General features: G+C 70.8%; 16 protein-coding genes. 10 read left to right on the top strand and 6 right to left on the bottom strand.

The window, feature by feature from the left end:
- Positions 1-10 precede the first annotated feature (10 nt).
- Positions 11-1,768 (top strand): gamma-glutamyltransferase, encoded by a 1,758-nt coding sequence (ggt, locus tag KS03_RS11640; protein ID WP_012733339.1) that lies wholly within the window; start codon positions 11-13, stop codon positions 1,766-1,768.
- 316 nt (positions 1,769-2,084) lie between these two features.
- Positions 2,085-2,792 (top strand): hypothetical protein, encoded by a 708-nt coding sequence (locus tag KS03_RS28945; RefSeq protein WP_050811440.1) that lies wholly within the window; start codon positions 2,085-2,087, stop codon positions 2,790-2,792.
- Between the two features lie 416 nt (positions 2,793-3,208).
- Here the strand turns inward: KS03_RS28945 and KS03_RS11630 are convergent, their stop codons facing one another.
- Positions 3,209-4,336 (bottom strand): GlxA family transcriptional regulator, encoded by a 1,128-nt coding sequence (locus tag KS03_RS11630; RefSeq protein ID WP_012733340.1) that lies wholly within the window; start codon positions 4,334-4,336, stop codon positions 3,209-3,211.
- Positions 4,337-4,591: 255 nt separating this feature from the next.
- On the opposite strand from KS03_RS11630, the gene KS03_RS11625 reads away from it, so the two are divergent.
- From KS03_RS11625 to KS03_RS11600, 6 genes are read left to right on the top strand one after another with little or no spacing between them, the layout of a single operon-like run.
- Complete coding sequence (locus KS03_RS11625; RefSeq protein WP_026051753.1) at positions 4,592-5,977, top strand: L-serine ammonia-lyase; 1,386 nt, start codon at positions 4,592-4,594, stop codon at positions 5,975-5,977.
- Between the two features lie 16 nt (positions 5,978-5,993).
- Positions 5,994-7,238 (top strand): sarcosine oxidase subunit beta family protein, encoded by a 1,245-nt coding sequence (locus KS03_RS11620; protein WP_012733342.1) that lies wholly within the window; start codon positions 5,994-5,996, stop codon positions 7,236-7,238.
- A 23-nt stretch (positions 7,239-7,261) separates the two neighbouring features.
- Positions 7,262-7,564, top strand: coding sequence for a sarcosine oxidase subunit delta (locus KS03_RS11615; protein WP_012733343.1), 303 nt, complete (start codon positions 7,262-7,264; stop codon positions 7,562-7,564).
- On the top strand, positions 7,561-10,572 hold the full coding sequence (locus tag KS03_RS11610; protein WP_012733344.1) for a sarcosine oxidase subunit alpha family protein: 3,012 nt from the start codon (positions 7,561-7,563) through the stop codon (positions 10,570-10,572). Before KS03_RS11615 ends, KS03_RS11610 begins: the two co-directional genes overlap by 4 nt.
- The gene (locus tag KS03_RS11605) at positions 10,562-11,197 is read left to right on the top strand and encodes a sarcosine oxidase subunit gamma (protein WP_012733345.1); all 636 of its coding nucleotides are present in this window, start codon (positions 10,562-10,564) and stop codon (positions 11,195-11,197) included. Before KS03_RS11610 ends, KS03_RS11605 begins: the two co-directional genes overlap by 11 nt.
- Positions 11,194-11,688, top strand: coding sequence for a dihydroneopterin aldolase (locus KS03_RS11600; protein WP_012733346.1), 495 nt, complete (start codon positions 11,194-11,196; stop codon positions 11,686-11,688). The genes KS03_RS11605 and KS03_RS11600 overlap by 4 nt, the downstream gene beginning before the upstream one ends.
- Before the next feature lie 54 nt (positions 11,689-11,742).
- Here KS03_RS11600 and KS03_RS11595 read toward each other — a convergent pair whose 3' ends face one another.
- From KS03_RS11595 to KS03_RS11580, 4 genes are all read right to left on the bottom strand, one after another.
- Positions 11,743-11,961: a hypothetical protein gene (locus KS03_RS11595; protein WP_035981938.1), complete on the bottom strand. Its 219-nt coding sequence runs from the start codon at positions 11,959-11,961 to the stop codon at positions 11,743-11,745.
- A 110-nt stretch (positions 11,962-12,071) separates the two neighbouring features.
- A complete protein-coding gene (locus KS03_RS11590; RefSeq protein WP_012733347.1) occupies positions 12,072-12,242 on the bottom strand; it encodes a CsbD family protein in 171 nt (56 codons plus the stop codon).
- Positions 12,243-12,397: 155 nt separating this feature from the next.
- Positions 12,398-12,973: a ferritin-like domain-containing protein gene (locus KS03_RS11585; protein ID WP_012733348.1), complete on the bottom strand. Its 576-nt coding sequence runs from the start codon at positions 12,971-12,973 to the stop codon at positions 12,398-12,400.
- 457 nt (positions 12,974-13,430) lie between these two features.
- The gene (locus KS03_RS11580; RefSeq protein ID WP_012733349.1) at positions 13,431-14,390 is read right to left on the bottom strand and encodes a helix-turn-helix domain-containing protein; all 960 of its coding nucleotides are present in this window, start codon (positions 14,388-14,390) and stop codon (positions 13,431-13,433) included.
- Positions 14,391-14,486: 96 nt separating this feature from the next.
- Here KS03_RS11580 and KS03_RS11575 point away from each other — a divergent pair, with 96 nt between their 5' ends.
- Entirely contained in the window at positions 14,487-15,740 is a 1,254-nt protein-coding gene (locus KS03_RS11575; protein ID WP_012733350.1) for a DUF1479 domain-containing protein, read from the top strand.
- 55 nt (positions 15,741-15,795) lie between these two features.
- Here the strand turns inward: KS03_RS11575 and KS03_RS11570 are convergent, their stop codons facing one another.
- A complete protein-coding gene (locus KS03_RS11570; RefSeq protein WP_012733351.1) occupies positions 15,796-16,989 on the bottom strand; it encodes a porin in 1,194 nt (397 codons plus the stop codon).
- A 274-nt stretch (positions 16,990-17,263) separates the two neighbouring features.
- On the opposite strand from KS03_RS11570, the gene KS03_RS32045 reads away from it, so the two are divergent.
- Positions 17,264-17,782: a hypothetical protein gene (locus tag KS03_RS32045; protein WP_158335148.1), complete on the top strand. Its 519-nt coding sequence runs from the start codon at positions 17,264-17,266 to the stop codon at positions 17,780-17,782.
- Positions 17,783-17,875: the final 93 nt, after the last annotated feature.

Here is a 17,875-nt window from a genome sequence, read left to right as displayed (position 1 = left end):
GTTTCGCGACATGAGGCGCTTCCTTCCCGCCGCCAGCGTACTGGCCGTCTGCCTTGCCCCGATCGCCCATGCGGCCTCCGAGCCAGCGGTGGAGGCGCGGCACGGCATGGTGGTGTCGTCGCAGCATTTGGCCTCCGAGATCGGCGTGCAGATCCTCAAGCAGGGCGGCAACGCCGTGGACGCGGCGGTGGCCGTGGGCTACGCGCAGGCCGTCACGAACCCCTGTTGCGGCAACATCGGCGGCGGCGGATTCATGACGCTGCATCTGGCCGACGGGCGCGACCGCTTCATCGATTTCCGCGAGAAGGCGCCGGCCGGCGCTTCGGCGAACATGTACCTCGACGAGGCCGGCAACGTGCGCAAGGGCGCGAGCCTGTACGGCTATCTGGCCGTCGGCGTGCCCGGCACGGTGGCCGGCCTGAACCTCGCCGAGCGCAAGTACGGCAGGCTCACGCTGCGCCAGGTGATGGCGCCTGCGATCCGGCTCGCGCGCGACGGCTTCGTCCTCACGCGCGGCGACACCGACATCCTCGACACCACCACCGACCGCTTGCGCGACGATCCCGACGCGGCCCGCGTGTTCCTGCGCAAGGACGGCACGCCGCTGCAGCCCGGCGACCGCCTGGTGCAGAAGGATCTGGCCGCGACGCTCGAGGGCATTGCGCAGCACGGCGACGACGCGTTCTACCACGGCAGGATTGCGCAGGCCGTGGAAGCCGCCTCGAGGCGCGGCGGCGGCGTGATCACGGCGGCCGATTTCGCGGCCTACCGCGCCGAGGACACCGAGCCGCTCAAATGCAGCTATCGCGGCTACACCTTCATCTCGGCGCCGCCGCCGAGCTCGGGCGGCGTCACGCTCTGCGAGACGCTGAACATCCTCGAGGGCTACGACATGCGCGCGCTCGGCTATCACTCGGCCGCGGCGGTCCACTACATGACCGAGGCGATGCGCCATGCCTATCTCGACCGCAACACGCTGCTCGGCGATCCGGCATTCGTCGACAATCCGGTCGAGCGCCTGACGAGCAAGGCCTATGCGGACCAGATCCGCCAGACCATCAGCGACGATCGGGCCGCCTCGTCGAAGCAGGTCGTGCCGGGCTTCGGCGTCCACGAAAAGCCCGAGACGACGCATTACTCGATCATCGACGCCGACGGCAACGCGGTATCGACCACCTACACGGTGAACGGCCGGTTCGGCGCCGTGGTGATCGCGCCGGGCACCGGCTTCTTCCTCAACGACGAGATGGACGACTTCACCACCAAGATCGGCGCGCAGAACCTGTTCGGCCTCGTGCAGGGCTCGCGCAACGCGATCGCGCCGGGCAAGCGGCCGCTCTCGTCGATGGCGCCGACGGTGGTCACGAAGGACGGCAAGGTGTTCATGGTGATCGGCTCGCCGGGCGGCTCGCGCATCATCACGATCACGCTCGAGACCGCGCTGAACGTGATCGACTACGCGATGCCGCCGCAGGATGCCGTGGATGCGCCGCGCGTCCATCACCAGTGGCTGCCCGACGAGGTCTATTACGAAACGCGCGGCCTGTCGCCCGACACGCTCGCGATCCTGCGCAGGATGGGCTACAAGATGGTCGAGCAGACGCCCTGGGGCGCCGCCGAGCTGGTGCTGGTCGGGCTGCCCGGCACCGAGGTGGCGAGCCGCGCCAGCTCGGGCAACGATGCGTCGGTGTCGGACATCGTGCGGCCCGGCTTCATCTACGGCGCGAACGATCCGCGCCGGCCGGCCGGCGCGGCGGTGGGCTACTGAGCCGCCGCCATCCGTGAGGGCGTGTGGCGCGACGACGATCGGAGGCTTCCCGTTTGTCGGGCCGCGCTCAATTTTCAGCGCCGGCCGCCGATAACCCGAACGGCGGCGAGCGGGTCGGCTGGCCGGCCGACGCGAAGGCAGCGCGGACGGCGGGCAACCGCGGCGGCCTCGGCCGCGGCGCATGATGCCCCCGGCGGGCTTGCGGCGCGGCCGCCCGAGGCATGGCCACGGCGGGCCGCGGGCGCCGGCCCCGATCGAGCCGGCAGCACGGCGGTTCGGCGCGGCGCCGCCTCATTCAATCACCAGGAGAATTCGCATGATCATTCAGCCAGGCGCCGGCAGCGCCAGCACCGCGCTGGACCTGTCGTCGTCCGCCTCGCAGCGCGGCAACCGCGACCGCCAGCGCAGCGCGCAGACGGCGGCCGGCACGGCCGACACCGCCGCTGCCGCGGCGCCGCCGCGCGCGGCCGGCACGACGGGGCCCGCGTCCGCAGCGAACCTGTCGCGCGCCCAGCCGGCGGCGGGCGCGGCGGGTAGCACCGCGGCCCCGGCCAGTGGCGCCGCGGCGACTGCTGGCGCTACGGGTGCGACGGGTGCGACGGGCGCGACGGGCGCGACGGGCGCGACGGGCGCGACGGGCGCGACGGGCGCCGATGCCTCGGCCGGCAGCGGTGCGCCGAACGCGTCGAGTGCTGCCGGCACCGCCGCCACCCCGGCGGATTCGGGCACGACGAGCACGTCGGCCAAGCCTCGATCGGGCGGCGGCGGCGGAGCAACGTCGGGACAAAGCACGTCGTCCGGCCAGCTCGCGCAGCTCCAACAGACGGTCAAGCGCCTCGAGCAGCAACTCGCGAAGGCCGAACAGCAGCTCGCGCAGGCGCATACCGCTGCGCAGCGCGAGGCGGCCGCGCAGCAGGTGCAAACCATCTCCGGTGCGTTGCAGCAGGCGCTCGGCACGCTCACCGCGGCGGCGCGGGCGAGCGGATCGAGCCATGTCGGGTCGAATGTCGACACCTATGCCTGAGCGCGCTCGCCGTCAGTAGCTTGCGTGCCAAAGCGCGTGGCCTGTCGGCGCGGCACGCCCCGGGCCCATGAGTTCGTGTTCGATGCCTGCGCCAATCGTCAGCACCGGGAGTGCCTGACGGTGGGCGACGAAGACACGCGCGCAGGCTTGGCCGTCGAGGCAGCGAACTCGACTCGCCCGCGCCGCGTGATCGAGCGCGCGTCAGGGCCGGTCGGCCCGCATGGCGCACCGCGTCGCCTCGGTCCGGACAGCGGGCCGCAGTTCGGGGCACGCGCCATGCCGGTGCGCCGCGCAAGCAGGCCGGCCTCGCGCGCTTGCCGCGCGGACCGGCTCATCCTGCCCCGCTGCCTCGGCGGGCAAGCTTCGATCCGTTCGGGACCGGGCGCAAGCCCGGCTCGCATCGACGGCAGCCTGCCTCACGGCGCCTCGGCGGCGCCGGTGGCCGTGCGCGCGGCGTCGCCCGCCTCGCAGCCGGCCGCGTCCGGGGCCGGCCCGGCGTCTTCGGCCGTCTCGCCCGGCACCGCCGCTGCGGCCCCGCCCTTGTCCCGATACGCGGCGGGCGTCGCGTCGAACTGCTTGCGGAACTCGCGCCCCAGGTGCGAGGCATCGGCGAAGCCGCAGCTCGACGCGATGTCCGCCACCGTGCGGTCCGAGCTCGTCAGCAGCCAGGCGGCGGTGCGCAGCCGCACCTGCTTGGCGTAAGCCTGCGGGCTCCTGCCCGTCTCGGCCTTGAACAGCCGTTCCAGCTGGCGCGCCGACAGATCCAGCTTGCAGGCCAGCTCCTCGAGCGGCAGCGCGCGCCCCACATGCTGCTCCATCAGCAGGATCGCGCGCTTGACCTTCGGATGCGTGGCGGGCTCGAGCCCCGGCGGGTGCGGCTGCGGCGCGTTGCCCTTCTGCATTTCGCCCACCAGCAGGATCCGCAGCGCCTTCTGCACCGTGGCGTGATCGAAGTGGCGCAGCAGGATCGCGGCGGCCACGTCGATCGAGGCGCGCCCGCCCGAGCAGGTGATGCGGCGGCGGTCGATCACGAACAGGCGGTCGGCGATCAGCCGCTGCGGGTCGACGTTCGGGAAGCGCTCGATGAAATCCCAGTAGTGGAACCAGCTCACGCAGATCCGGTGCGCGTCGAGCACGCCCGCGCGCATCAGCGCGAACACGCCGGTGCAGATGCCCACCATGTTCGCGCCGGCCGCCGCCGCATCGCGGATGAAGCGCAGCGTCTCGGGGCCGGCCTGCGGCCCCGAATGCAGCAGCCCGCCCACCACCACCACGTAGTCGAACGGCTCGGCCTCGTCGAAGGTCTGCCACGGCGTGATCTGGATGCCGCAGCTCGCGCGCACCGGCGCGAGCGTGTCGCCGATCACGGTCCAGGCGCAGCGCACCGGCTTGCTGTGGTCGCCGTCGTCGGCCGACAGCCGCAGCATGTCGACGAAACCGGAAAACGCGGTGAGCGTGAAATTCGGCAACAGCACGATGCCGAAGCGCAGCCGGGTGGGGGCGGCATCGGCGGACAGCAGCGAGGCGGGCAGGTCGGGCGTCATTGCAGCGTAGTCAGGGAAAACCGGGAGAGCGCCGGACGGCGGCGCCCCACGTACCGAGCGTCGCCGATCGAGCGGGGGCGGACTTGCGTTTTTCCGTCGCCAATCATCGTCAAAGCGCTGTTTTCGGGGATGGCGCCGCCCCGGTGGCGGCGCCATCCCACGTCGATGCCGTTTTTGTTCTATCGGCGGATTTTACGCTTTGATGTACTGACGCCCAGTGTCCAACCGTTGCGTATCCACCGGAGAAGCAGTCAGATGAACGTCAGCGTTTTCGATCTGTTCAAGATCGGCATCGGTCCGTCGAGCTCGCATACGGTCGGTCCGATGATCGCGGCCTGCCGGTTCGCCTCGCACGTGGAGGACGCCAACCTGCTGGCGTTCGTGCGCCGCGTGCGGGTCGAGCTGTACGGCTCGCTCGGCGCGACGGGCAAGGGCCACGGCACCGACAAGGCGGTGCTGCTCGGCCTGGAGGGCCATCTGCCCGACCTGATCGACCCCGACCTGATCGAGCCGCGCCTGAAGGCGATCCGCGCCGAAAGGACGCTCAACCTGCTGGGCCGGCACGCGGTGCGCTTCGAGGAGAAGGAAGACCTGGGCTTCTACCGCCGCATGATGGCCTGCACCGGCATCGTGCACCCGAACGGCATGCGCTTCCAGGCGTTCGACGAGCACGGCCAGCTGCTGGTGGAGAAGGAGTATTACTCGGTGGGCGGCGGCTTCGTGGTGAACCGCGACGGCGACCGCGTAAACGGCGTGCGCGCGGCCGTCGACGTGCCGTATCCGTTCCGCACCGGCAGCGACCTGCTGCGTGCCTGTCGCGAGAGCGGCCTGTCGATCGCCGAGCTGACGTTGCGCAACGAATGCGCGCTGCGCCCGGCCGAGGAAGTGCGCGCCGGGCTGCTGGCGATCTGGCGGACCATGGCGGCCTGCGTCGAGCGCGGCTGCAAGGTGGAGGGCGACCTGCCGGGCCCGATGCGCGTCAAGCGCCGCGCGGCCGATCTCTACAACCGCCTGCGCAGCCGCTCCGAGGAATCGCTGCGCGATCCGCTGTCGATGCTCGACTGGGTCAACCTCTACGCGATGGCCGTGAACGAGGAGAACGCCGCGGGCGGCCGGGTGGTGACGGCACCCACCAACGGCGCGGCCGGCGTGATCCCGGCGGTGCTGCACTACTACGTGAAGTTCGTGCCGGGCTCGGACGAGCAGGGCATCGTCGAGTTCCTGCTGACGGCCGCCGCGATCGGCATCATCTACAAGGAAACCGCCTCGATCTCGGGCGCCGAGGTGGGCTGCCAGGGCGAGGTGGGGGTGGCCTGCTCGATGGCCGCCGCCGCGCTCGCCGCCGTGATGGGCGGCAATCCCGACCAGGTCGAGAACGCCGCCGAGATCGGCATGGAGCACAACCTCGGCATGACCTGCGACCCGGTGGGCGGCCTGGTGCAGATTCCCTGCATCGAGCGCAACGCGATGGGCGCGATCAAGGCGCTGAACGCCTCGCGCATGGCGCTCAAGGGCGACGGCCAGCACTACGTGTCGCTCGATTCGGTGATCAAGACGATGCGCGAGACCGGCGCCGACATGAAGACGAAATACAAGGAGACGTCGCGCGGTGGCCTCGCCGTGAACGTCATCGAATGCTAAACCAAGGTAATCGCACATGAGCCGCTACTCGATATTCAGCCTGTTCCGCAACGGCCTGTCGTACCACGAGAACTGGGAACGACAGTGGAAGAGCCCCGAGCCGAAGAAGGAGTACGACGTCGTGATCGTCGGCGGCGGCGGGCACGGGCTGGCCACCGCCTACTACCTCGCCAAGGAGCACGGCATCACCAACGTGGCGATCCTCGAGAAGGGCTGGATCGGCGGCGGCAACACCGCGCGCAACACCACCATCGTGCGCTCGAACTACCTGTGGGACGAGTCGGCCGGGCTCTACGAGAAGGCGATGAAGCTCTGGGAAGGGCTCTCGCAGGAACTCAACTACAACGTGATGTTCAGCCAGCGCGGCGTGATGAACCTCGCGCACACGCTGCAGGACGTGCGCGACACGCAGCGCCGCGTCAACGCCAACCGCCTGAACGGGGTGGATGCCGAATTCCTCACGCCGGCGCAGATCAAGGAGATCGAGCCGACCATCAACCTCAACAGCCGCTATCCGGTGCTCGGCGCCTCGATCCAGCGGCGCGGCGGCGTGGCGCGCCACGACGCGGTGGCCTGGGGCTTCGCGCGCGGCGCCGACCGCGCCGGCGTGGACATCATCCAGAACTGCCAGGTGATCGGCATCCGCCGCGACGGCGGCGCCGTGACCGGCGTGGATACCGTGAAGGGCTTCATCAAGGCGAAGAAGGTGGCGGTGGTGGCGGCCGGCAACACCTCGACGCTGGCCGACATGGCCGGCGTGCGGCTGCCGATCGAGAGCCATCCGCTGCAGGCGCTGGTGTCCGAGCCGATCAAGCCGGTGGTCAACACGGTGGTGATGTCGAACGCGGTGCATGCCTACATCAGCCAGTCCGACAAGGGCGACCTCGTGATCGGCGCGGGCATCGATCAATACACGGGGTTCGGCCAGCGCGGCAGCTTCCAGATCATCGAGGGCACGCTGGAGGCGATCGTCGAGATGTTCCCGGTGTTCTCGCGCGTGCGCATGAACCGCCAGTGGGGCGGCATCGTCGACGTCTCGCCCGACGCCTGCCCGATCATCAGCAAGACCGACGTGAAGGGCCTGTACTTCAACTGCGGCTGGGGCACGGGCGGCTTCAAGGCCACTCCGGGCTCGGGCTGGACCTACGCGCACACCATCGCGCGCGACGAGCCGCATCCGCTGAACGCGCCGTTCGCGCTCGACCGCTTCTACAGCGGCCACCTGATCGACGAGCACGGCGCCGCCGCCGTCGCCCACTGACCCACGCCACGAGGAACCCCAACATGCTGCTGATCGAATGCCCGTGGTGCGGGCCGCGCGCCGAATCCGAATTTTCCTGCGGCGGGGAAGCCGACATCATGCGCCCGCTCGACACCGACGCGCTCTCCGACCGCGAGTGGGGCGACTACCTGTTCATGCGCAAGAACCCGCGCGGCGTGCATCGCGAGCAATGGCTGCACACCCAGGGCTGCCGCCGCTGGTTCAAGGCCACGCGCGACACGGTGAGCTACGACATCCAGGGCTACGAGACGTTCGGCGCACCCGCGCACGACGGACAAGACGCACAAGAGGGCAACACGAAATGAGCCAGAAAGACCGCCTGAGCGCGGGCGGCCGGATCAACCGCGCGATTCCGCTCTCCTTCACGTTCAACGGCCGCACCTACCAAGGCTTCCAGGGCGACACGCTGGCCTCTGCGCTGCTCGCCAACGGCGTGCATTTCGTCGCGCGCAGCTTCAAGTACCACCGCCCGCGCGGCATCGTGACGGCCGACGTGGCCGAGCCGAACGCCATCGTGCAGCTGGAGACGGGCGCCTACACGGTGCCGAACGCGCGCGCCACCGAGATCGAGCTGTACCAGGGCCTCGTGGCCAGCAGCGTCAACGCCGTGCCGTCGCTCGAGAACGACCGCATGGCGATCAACCAGAAGTTCGCGCGCTTCATGCCGGCCGGCTTCTACTACAAGACCTTCATGTGGCCGCGCAAGTTCTGGCCGAAGTACGAGGAGAAGATCCGCGAGGCGGCCGGCCTCGGCAGGGCGCCCGAGCAGCTCGACGCCGACCGCTACGACAAGCAGTTCGCGCATTGCGACGTGCTGGTGGTGGGCGGCGGGCCGACCGGGCTCGCCGCCGCGCACGCGGCGGCCGTCTCGGGCGCGCGCGTGATCCTGGTGGACGACCAGCGCGAACTCGGCGGCAGCCTGCTGTCGTGCCGCGCCGAGATCGACGGCCGGCCGGCGCTGCAATGGGTCGAGAAGATCGAGGCGGAGCTCGCGCGCCTGCCCGACGTGAAGCTCCTCACGCGCAGCACCGCGTTCGGCTATCAGGACCACAATCTCGTCACGGTCGCGCAACGCCTGACCGAGCACCAGCCGGTGTCGATGCGCAAGGGCTCGCGCGAGCTGCTGTGGAAGATCCGCGCCAAGCACGTGATCCTCGCCACCGGCGCGCACGAGCGGCCGCTCGTGTTCGGCAACAACGACCTGCCCGGCGTGATGCTGGCCGGCGCGGTGTCGGCCTACATCCATCGCTACGGCGTGCTGCCGGGCCGCAACGCCGTGGTGTTCACCAACAACGACCGCGGCTACCAGACCGCGCTCGACCTGAAGGCGCACGGCGCGAAGGTCACCGTGGTCGATTCGCGCCAGGACAGCAACGGCGCGCTGCCCGCCGCCGCGAAGAAGCATGGCGTGGCCGTGATGAACGGCTCGGTGGTGAGCACCGCCAACGGCAGGCAGCACGTGCAGTCGGTGGAGATCGCCTCCTACGCCAACGGCGCCATGGGCGCCACCACCGCCACGCTCGGCTGCGACCTGCTGGCGATGTCGGGCGGCTTCAGCCCGGTGCTGCACCTGTTCGCGCAGTCGGGCGGCAAGGCGCACTGGCACGACGAGAAGGCCTGCTTCGTGCCGGGCAAGGCGCTGCAGCGCGAGACCAGCGTGGGCGCGGCGGCCGGCGAATTCTCGCTGGCGCGCGGCCTGCGGCTGGCCGTCGATGCCGGCGCGGAGGCCGCGCGGGCCGCCGGCTTCGGCGCCGCGCAGCGCCCCGTCGCGCCGCAGGCGACCGATCTGGCCGAGGCGCCGCTCGAGCCGCTCTGGCTGGTGGGCCGCGGCGAGCAGGTCACGCGCGGGCCGAAGCGCTTCGTCGATTTCCAGAACGACGTCGGCGCGGCCGACATCCTGCTGGCCGCGCGCGAGGGCTTCGAGTCGGTCGAGCACGTCAAGCGTTACACCGCGATGGGCTTCGGCACCGACCAGGGCAAGCTCGGCAACATCAACGGCATGGCGATCCTCGCGCTGGCGCTCGGCAAGACCATCCCCGAGACCGGCACCACCACCTATCGCCCGAACTACACGCCGGTCACGTTCGGCGCGTTCGCGGGCCGCGAGCTGGGCGATTTCCTCGACCCGATCCGCAAGACCTGCGTGCACGAGTGGCACGTCGAGCACGGCGCGCTGTTCGAGGACGTCGGCAACTGGAAGCGCCCCTGGTACTTCCCGAAGCCCGGCGAGGACCTGCACGCGGCGGTGGCGCGCGAATGCCTGGCGGTGCGCAACAGCGTGGGCATCCTCGACGCCTCCACGCTCGGCAAGATCGACATCCAGGGCCCCGACGCGGTCAAGCTGCTGAACTGGGTCTACACCAACCCGTGGAACAAGCTGGAAGTCGGCAAGTGCCGCTACGGCCTGATGCTCGACGAGAACGGCATGGTGTTCGACGACGGCGTGACGGTGCGCCTCGGCGAGCAGCACTACATGATGACCACCACCACCGGCGGGGCCGCGCGCGTGCTGACCTGGCTGGAGCGCTGGCTGCAGACCGAATGGCCCGACCTGAAGGTGCGCCTGTCGTCGGTCACCGACCACTGGGCGACCTTCGCCGTGGTCGGCCCGAACAGCCGCAAGGTGGTGCAGAAGGTCTGCCGGGACATCGATTTCGCGAACGCCGCGTTCCCGTTCATGAGCTATCGCGAAGGCACGGTGGCGGGCGTGAAAGCGCGCGTGATGCGAATCAGCTTCTCGGGCGAGCTGGCCTATGAAATCAACGTGCCGGCCAACGCGGGCCGCGCGGTCTGGGAAGCGATCATGGCGGCCGGCGCCGAGTACGACATCACGCCGTACGGCACCGAGACGATGCACGTGCTGCGCGCCGAGAAGGGCTACATCATCGTCGGCCAGGACACCGACGGCTCGATCACGCCGCACGATCTCGGCATGAGCGGCCTGGTGGCGAAATCGAAGGACTTCCTCGGCCGGCGCTCGCTGTCGCGCTCGGACACGATGCGCGAGAACCGCAAGCAGTTCGTCGGCCTGCTGACCGAGGACCCGGCGCTGGTGCTGGAAGAAGGCGGCCAGATCGTCGAGCCCGACGCGAGCGCGAACGCCGACGGTCTGACGCCGATGATCGGCCACGTCACGTCGAGCTACTACAGCCCGATCCTGAAGCGCTCGATCGCGCTGGCCGTGGTGAAGGGCGGCCTGAACAAGATGGGGCAGCCGGTGGCGATCTCGCTCGCGAACGGCAAGCGCGTGGTCGCGAAGATCACGAGCCCGGTTTTCTACGACACCGAAGGGGTACGTCAGAATGTGGAATGAAACGAGAAATCAGCCTTCGGTGGCCGTGCAGGGCGCGGGACTGCGGCTCGAATCGCCGCTGGTGGGCGCGCAGGACGTGCTGAAGCCGCATCAGGGCCGCGCCTCGCAGAAGTTTCAGCTGCGCGAGCGGCCGTTCCTCGATCTCGTCAACGTGCGCGGCGAGGCGGCCGATCCGGCCTTCGTCGCCGCGTTCGAGCAGGTGGTCGGCTGCCGGCCGCCCGTTAAGCCGAACACGGTGGCGCGCGGCGCCGAATACGACGTGCTGTGGCTCGGCCCCGACGAGTGGCTGGTGCGCTCGCATGGCCCGGTGGCGGCCGGGCAGCTCGAAGGCCGGCTCGTGCCGGCGCTGGCCGGGCTCTATGCGGCGGCGGTGGATGTCGGCAGCGGCTACACCGTGCTCGAGATCAGCGGCGAGCGGGTGCGCGACGTGATCGCGCGCGGCTGCCCGCTCGACCTGCATCCACGCGGCTTCGGCGTGGGCCAATGCGCGCAGAGCCATTACTTCAAGGCTTCGCTGACGCTGGTGCCCACCGGCGAGCAATGCTACGAACTGGTGATCCGCCGCAGCTTCGCCGACTATTTCGTGCGCATCATGCTCGACGCCGCGGCGCCGCTCCAGTCATGAAGCCCGTCGATGGTCCGTTCGCGCCGCTCGAGCCGCCGCGCGGGCGCGGCTGGAGCGTGTTCATCGACGCGCTGCAGGTGCCGGCGCGCATCGGCATCCATCCGCACGAGCATGCGGCGCCGCAGCCGATCGTGATCGACGCGCGGCTCGGCTACCGCTGCGAGCCTACCGAACACGGGCCGGGCGGCTATATCGACTACGACGGCTACTGCGCGCGCGTGGCGGCGTGGCTCGCGCGCAAGCCCCACACGCGGCTGCTCGAAACGCTGGTGGTGGAACTGGCCGCGCTGTCGTTCGCCGAATGGCCGGCGCTCGAAGCGATCACGCTCGCGCTGCACAAGCCGAAGATCCGCCCCGGCACGCGGCGCGTCGGCGTGGAGCTGGACTGGACGCGCGCCGACTACGCGGCCTGGCGCGCGTCCGTGCAGGCACGCGAGCCCGGGCTCGCCACGGCGGCGCTCGGCGGGTATGGGGAAATGGCCACGCACTGACGCGCGCGGCGCACCAGGCCCCGGACCGCCTTCCGGCCGAGGCGGGCGGCGCGCTCAGTGGGTCAGCAGCGCGCCGCGTCCTGCTTCGAGCGAAACGATGCGGGCGAGGATGCCATGCAGCTGCGCGCGCTGCGCCGGCTGCAGGCCGTCGCTGGCCAGAATCGCCTCGAGGCGCCCGCGCCAGTGGGCAAGCGGTGCCGGCTCGCCGGTGGCGAGGCAGTCGATCAGCTGCTCGAGGGCCGATAGCTTGCCGTCGATGGAGGTGGAACTCATCACGTACTCCTGGTTTGGCGTCGGACGGCGCCGCGCGGCGGGCGGCGAGCAGGGCCGGAGCCGCCGCCCGCCGCGGTGCGGGCGGGGGCGCTCCGGACGCGGTGCGCCGCTTACTTCTTCAGCGCGTCCTTGGCGTCGCCGAGGCCCTTGCGTGCCTCGCCTGCCGCCTGTTGCAGATCGCCCTTGACCTCCTGCTTCGTGTTGCCGGTCGCCTTGCCGACGACCTCGTTGATCTTGCCCTTCACCTGCTCGGCGATACCCTTCACCTGATCCTTGTTCATGATCTTTCTCCTCTGGTCGATCGTGCTCGCTGCAGACGGATCGAATCCCGCCGTCACGGGAACGCCTCGCCTCGCGGCACACGCCATGCCGGCCGGTGCCGCCTGACGATGCAGTGCGGTGCGCGCCGCGCGCCGTGATGCTGCGCGCGCGGTGCTCAGTTCATCTTGCCGTTCGCGCCTTGCTTCTTGAGCTCGGGCGGCAGGCCCTGCATCAGGTCGGACATGTCGTCGGCGTGTTCCTCTTCCACCGCCAGGATGGTTTCGAACAGGCGGCGCGTGGTCGGATCCTTGTCGCCGAGGTACTGGATCGCGTCGCGATAGCTGTCGATCGCGATCCGCTCGGCCACCAGGTTCTCGACGATCATGTCGACCAGCGACGAGCCCTCCACGTATTCCGCGTGGCTGCGCGCGGTGAGCCCGTCCGGCGCGAGATCGGGGCTGCCGCCGAGCTGCACGATGCGCGCGGCGATCATGTCGGCGTGGCTCTGCTCCTCGTTCGAGTGCGCGAGGAACTCGTCGGCGATCGCCGACGACTGTATGCCCTTGGCCATGTAGTGATGGCGCCGGTAGCGCAGCATGCAGACGATTTCGGTGGCGAGCGCCTCGTTGAGCAGCCGCAGGACGGTGTCGCGGTCGGCGCCATAGCCGGCCGTCACGGCGCCGTCATCGACATGCTTGCGGGCGCGCTCGCGCAGGGTCTGGACATCGGTCAGTTTCGTGCTGTGGGTCATCGCAATCCTCTTTATTCGTTCGTCGAAGAAGAATCGGGCCGGCGGCCGGCGCGGCCGCGGCGGCATCGTGTGCCGCCGCGCGCGGCGTGCGGGCGGCGCCCGACGCATTCGTATCGATGCGGCACCGGCCGGATGGAACGGGCCGGTGCGCCTCGTCTTCAAGCAGATCCCGTGCCCGTTCGCCGGTGTGCGCGCCGCGCGCCGCCGCGAGGCGATGCGCGGCGGCCCGCCCGATCCGTGCGCCGGCCATGCGTGGCGGGGCTCGGCGCGGAATCGAGAAGAGCCGCAGCGCGGGGGGCGGCACGGATGGCCGATGCAGCATCGCGAAGGCGGGCAGGCGGCGGGCGGCTCGCGGGCAGGGTCGATACCCCCGCGCGGCGCGTGCGCTTGTAATTCCTACATGGGCGGTGCGTGCCAGGGCGGCCCGCGCCCGGGCCAGGAACGGCGCGTGCCCGCGCTAGCGCGTCCGCACCGCTTTTACCGGGCGCGCGGGGGGGCGCGTTCGCAGCGACGGCGGGCGCTCGGTCAGCGCCGGCGCCTCGGCGCGGCGCGCCTGCGCGAACTGCTGGCGCCAGGCCACCGGCGTCGCGCCGCGGGCAGCCTTGAACTGCCGGTTGAAATGCGCGGCGCTCGGAAACCCCGAGCGCTCGGCGATCACCGCTACCGGCAGCGTCGTATCGGCCAGCAGCCGGCAGGCGTGGCCGAGCCGCACGCGCGTGACGTAGCGGCCCACGCTCTCGCCCAGATGCCGCGCGAACTGGCGGGTCAGCGTGCGTTCCGACAGGCCGGCCGCCTTCGCGAGCGCGGCGAGCCGAAGCGGCCTTGCATACTGCGTGTCGATCAGCGCGAGCACGCGCGCGAGCCGCTCGGGCGCGTGAGTGCCGAGCGTGCCCGCCGCCGCGCCGAACGCGCTCGGCGTGGCGAGCGGCTCGGCCGGCGTGGCCGCCAGCGCATGCAGCAGGTCCAGCACCGCGCAGAGCCGTTCGCGCGGCGCGTCGGCCAGCAGCGCGTCGAGCCGCTCGCGCATGCGCGTGCCGGCGCCGTCCTCGAAGCGCAGCCCGCAGGCGGCGCGCCGCAGCAGGTCGCGCAGGCCATTGTGTTCGGGACAGAGGTCGGCGAGCCGGTGCAGCCAGGCACCGTCGAACCAGATCACGATCGCCACCTGCGGGCTGCCTGCCTCGATCGAGCGGTTCGACGCCCAGGTGTGCGGAAGGTTGGGCGGCACCAGCACCAGGTCGTCGTCGCCGTAGGCGGCCACCGAATCGCCGATGTAGCGCTTGCCGCGGCTGTTCATCGTCAGCGTCAGCTCGTATTCGGGATGGTGGTGCCACTCGAACGGAATGCGCGGCAGCCGCCGGTGGTAGATCCGCACCGAACAGCCGGCGCCGAAATCGACATGCTCGTAGGCTGGCTTCATGGCCGTATCCATCGTGACAATGGCCGGATCGTATCACTGGTGCGGGCCGCGCCGGCATACGATGCGCAGCACCCAACACCATTCGGAGACGACATCATGGCCCTGCACATCGACGACATGCCGGCCGCCATCCGCGCGGCCAAGCGCGAGCTGCGCGCGGCGCTGCCGAATTATCGCGAGGTATTCACCGAGGTCGAGGCGGCGATGCGCGCGGCGGCGCGCGAGATCGTCGCGCTGCGCGAACGCGGCGCCGCCGTGATTCCGGAGCTCCGCTTCGAGGACATCGCCTCCGGGCGCGTCGAGGCCGGGCCGATCGCGCTCGTGAAGCAGCGCGGTGCCTGCGTGATCCGCGGCGTGTTCGCGCGCGAGCTGGCCGAACGATGGGATCGCGAGATCGCCGATTACGTCGCGCGCAACGAGCTGGACGCGCGGCTCGCGCACCGCGCCGAGGACCGCTATTTCGGCCAGCTCGCGTCGAGCCGGCCGCAGATCTACGGCGTCTACTGGTCGGCGCCGCAGGTGGCCGCGCGCCAGTCGCCGGCGCTCACCCAGGCGCGCGTGTTCCTGAACCGGCTGTGGCGCTCGACCGGCGAGGGCGGCGAGCGCCACTTCGATCCCGAGCGGGTGCCGGCCTACGCGGACCGGCTGCGCCGGCGCCCGCCCGGCTCCGAGGCGCTGGGGCTGTCCGCGCATTGCGACGGCGGCTCGGTGGAGCGCTGGATCGAGGCGAATTTCCGCCGCGTCTACCGGCACGTGTTCGCCGGCAACTGGCGCGACTACGATCCGTTCGACGCGGCCTGGCGCACCGAGGTGGAGGAGATCGCCTCGCCGGCCGTCTGCTCGATGTTCCGCACCTTCCAGGGCTGGACCGCGCTGACGCCGCAAGGCCCCGGCGACGGCACGCTGCAACTGGTGCCGATCGCCAACGCGATGGCGTACATCCTGCTGCGCGCGCTGCAGGACGACGTGGCCGAGGACGACCTGTGCGGTGCGATGGCGGGCCGCGCGCTGTCGATCCGGCCCGAGTACCACGCGCCGCTGTTCGACGCGCTCTCGTCGATTCCGCCGATGCAGCCGGGCGACACCGTGTTCTGGCACGGCGACGTGATTCACGCGGTCGAGGACGAGCACCGCGGCAGCGGCGACAGCAACGTGATGTATATCGCAGCGGCGCCGGGCTGCGCGAAGAACGACGCCTATCTGCGGCGGCAGTGGCCGCATTTCGTCGACGGCCGCAGCCCGCCCGATTTTCCGGCCGACCACTTCGAGACCGATTTCGTCGGCCGTGCGACGGCCGACGACCTGACGCCGGCCGGGCGCGAGCAGATGGGCGCGCCGCTGTCCCGCTGAACGCGCGCCGGCCGGGCACGCGCCGGCCTCGGGCGGCCGGCGCGGCCCGCGTTCGTCAGAAGCGCTGGCGCAGGCCGATGCTGACGAGGGTCTGCGAGCGGGTGGCCGCCGAATGGCCGTTCGCCTTGTCGGAGGCCGACGCGGTGGCGGCGGTGGGCCGGCCGAACACGTCGAGCGTCATGCCCGAGGCGTGCTGGTAGGCACCGAGCAGATAGACCGTGGTGCGCTTCGAGAGGTCGTAAAGCGCGCCGAGCGTGGCGTTGTGGTACGTCGCGCTTTCATCGAGGCCGTCCAGGTTGCCGCGCCGCGTGTAGCTGTAGCCCGCGAACAGGCGCGTGTTGGCCTCCACCTTCCACTGCGTGAAGAGGCCCGCGATATTGAACGTGGCGTGGCCGTGGTATAGCGAATTGCCGCCCGCGCGGTATTGCACGTTGCTGTAGTTGGCGCCCACCAGCACCGGGCCGAAGTCCCAGGTCGCGCCGGCGGCGGCGATCTGCTGCGTCTGCGCGCTCGCGAAGCCCTCGCTGATCGACGAGCCGAAGGTGCCGTCGTCGCTGCTGTCCCAGCCGGCGCCGCCCGGGGCGAACGGGCCGCCACGGCCGTTGTCGGCGCGCTCGAAGCCGGCGCCGAGCTTGAGCGGCCCGTTCGCGTAGGCCGCGGCCACGCTCCAGGTGCTGCGCCGCTTCATGCTGCCCGCCTGGTTGCCGAAGCCGTACATGGCGCCGAACGAGAGGCCGTCGTAGTTGACGCTGGTGTACTTGACCGCATTGTCGACGCGCACGGTCTGATCGAGATCGTCGATGTCCCCCGGGTGCGCCGCGTAGCCGCCCAGGAGCCCCGCGGGCGACACGCCGCTCACGAAATCGTCGAGCGAGGTGTACTGGCGGCCCAGCGTCAGCGTCCCGTAGCGCGCGTGGCCGAGCCCGACGTAGGCCTGCCGGCCGAACAGGCGGTTGCCTTGCTGCGAGGTGCCGTTGGCGAGTTCGAAGCCGTTCTCGAGCGTGAAGATCGCGCGCCAGCCGCCGCCGAGCATTTCGGTGCCGCGGATGCCCCAGCGGCTGCCCGACAGCGCGCCGCCCGCGAGCGCGAGATTCGAATGGCCGACCGCAGCCGGCCCGGTGCCGGTGCGTTCATTGCTGCGGTAGGTGAGGCCGGCATCGACGATGCCGTAAAGCGTGACCGAACTTTGTGCCCAGGCGGCGGTGGCGAGTGGAAGCAGCAGCGAGGCCGCGGCGAAATGTTTTTTCATCTTCTGATCCGAGCTTGGTGGGTCGTTGTGGCGTGTGGCCGGGAGGCGAGGCCGCCCGGTAACGCGTGCGAGTATGGAGACGACGCCGGCGATGCGGCCGGGTGATGCCGCTGCCGGGTCCGGCCGGCGCGCGGGCGGCGGATGAACCGCGGTGTCGCGCCGACGCGGACCGTCTGGCCCGCCTCCATGCGCGCATGGTAGGAGCCGGCGTGGTGCCAGTTAACTGGAACGATGCGAATAGATTGTTTCAGGCGAAGTCCCGGGATGGGATCGTGTGCGCCGCCGCGATCGGCGCGCGCACCGCCCGGCGGGCACCCGCGCCCGATCGGCGGCGCTCGTTCTCGAAATGCTTCGAGAGAGGCGCGTGACGAAATACCTCGGTCGCGATGCGGCGCCGGCGCAACACGGCTGCGCCGGCGCGGCGCGCCCAGGCGCGCGAGTGAAGCGGCCGGCCGGTGCGCAACGTGACAATCGAGGCTCGCTGGACGACGGGTCTATTCCTGCGTATCGTCCGCCCATGGTGGCCGCGAACCCATCTCGATCGAGCGGCGTATGCGAGAACCGCATTGCCGTCGGTCGGCGGCGGATCGGCGCCAAGGGCGGTGCCGGCGTCGGCTCGAACGAGCTGCCGCCGCCGGGCGGCGTGCCGAAGCGGGCGCGCCCGCGCGGCGTCGGTTCGAAGGATGCGTTCGGCATGACCTTGCCGCAATGCCAGTTCGACGACTCCCTGGCCGAGCCCGGCCGCACGCTGTCCGTGTCGGGCCTGCCCATGGCGCAAGGGCTGACGGGCTAGCGGCGGGTCCGGCGCGAAACGCAGCCGCCCCAGGTCTGCCGCGGCAATGCCTGGCGGTCGAGCCGGGCGCCGGGGTGGCGGACTTGTCGCACG

It is taken from the genome of Burkholderia glumae LMG 2196 = ATCC 33617, assembly GCF_000960995.1.
GTDB classification, from domain to species: domain Bacteria; phylum Pseudomonadota; class Gammaproteobacteria; order Burkholderiales; family Burkholderiaceae; genus Burkholderia; species Burkholderia glumae.
This window is presented reverse-complemented; position numbering and strand designations above follow the sequence as displayed.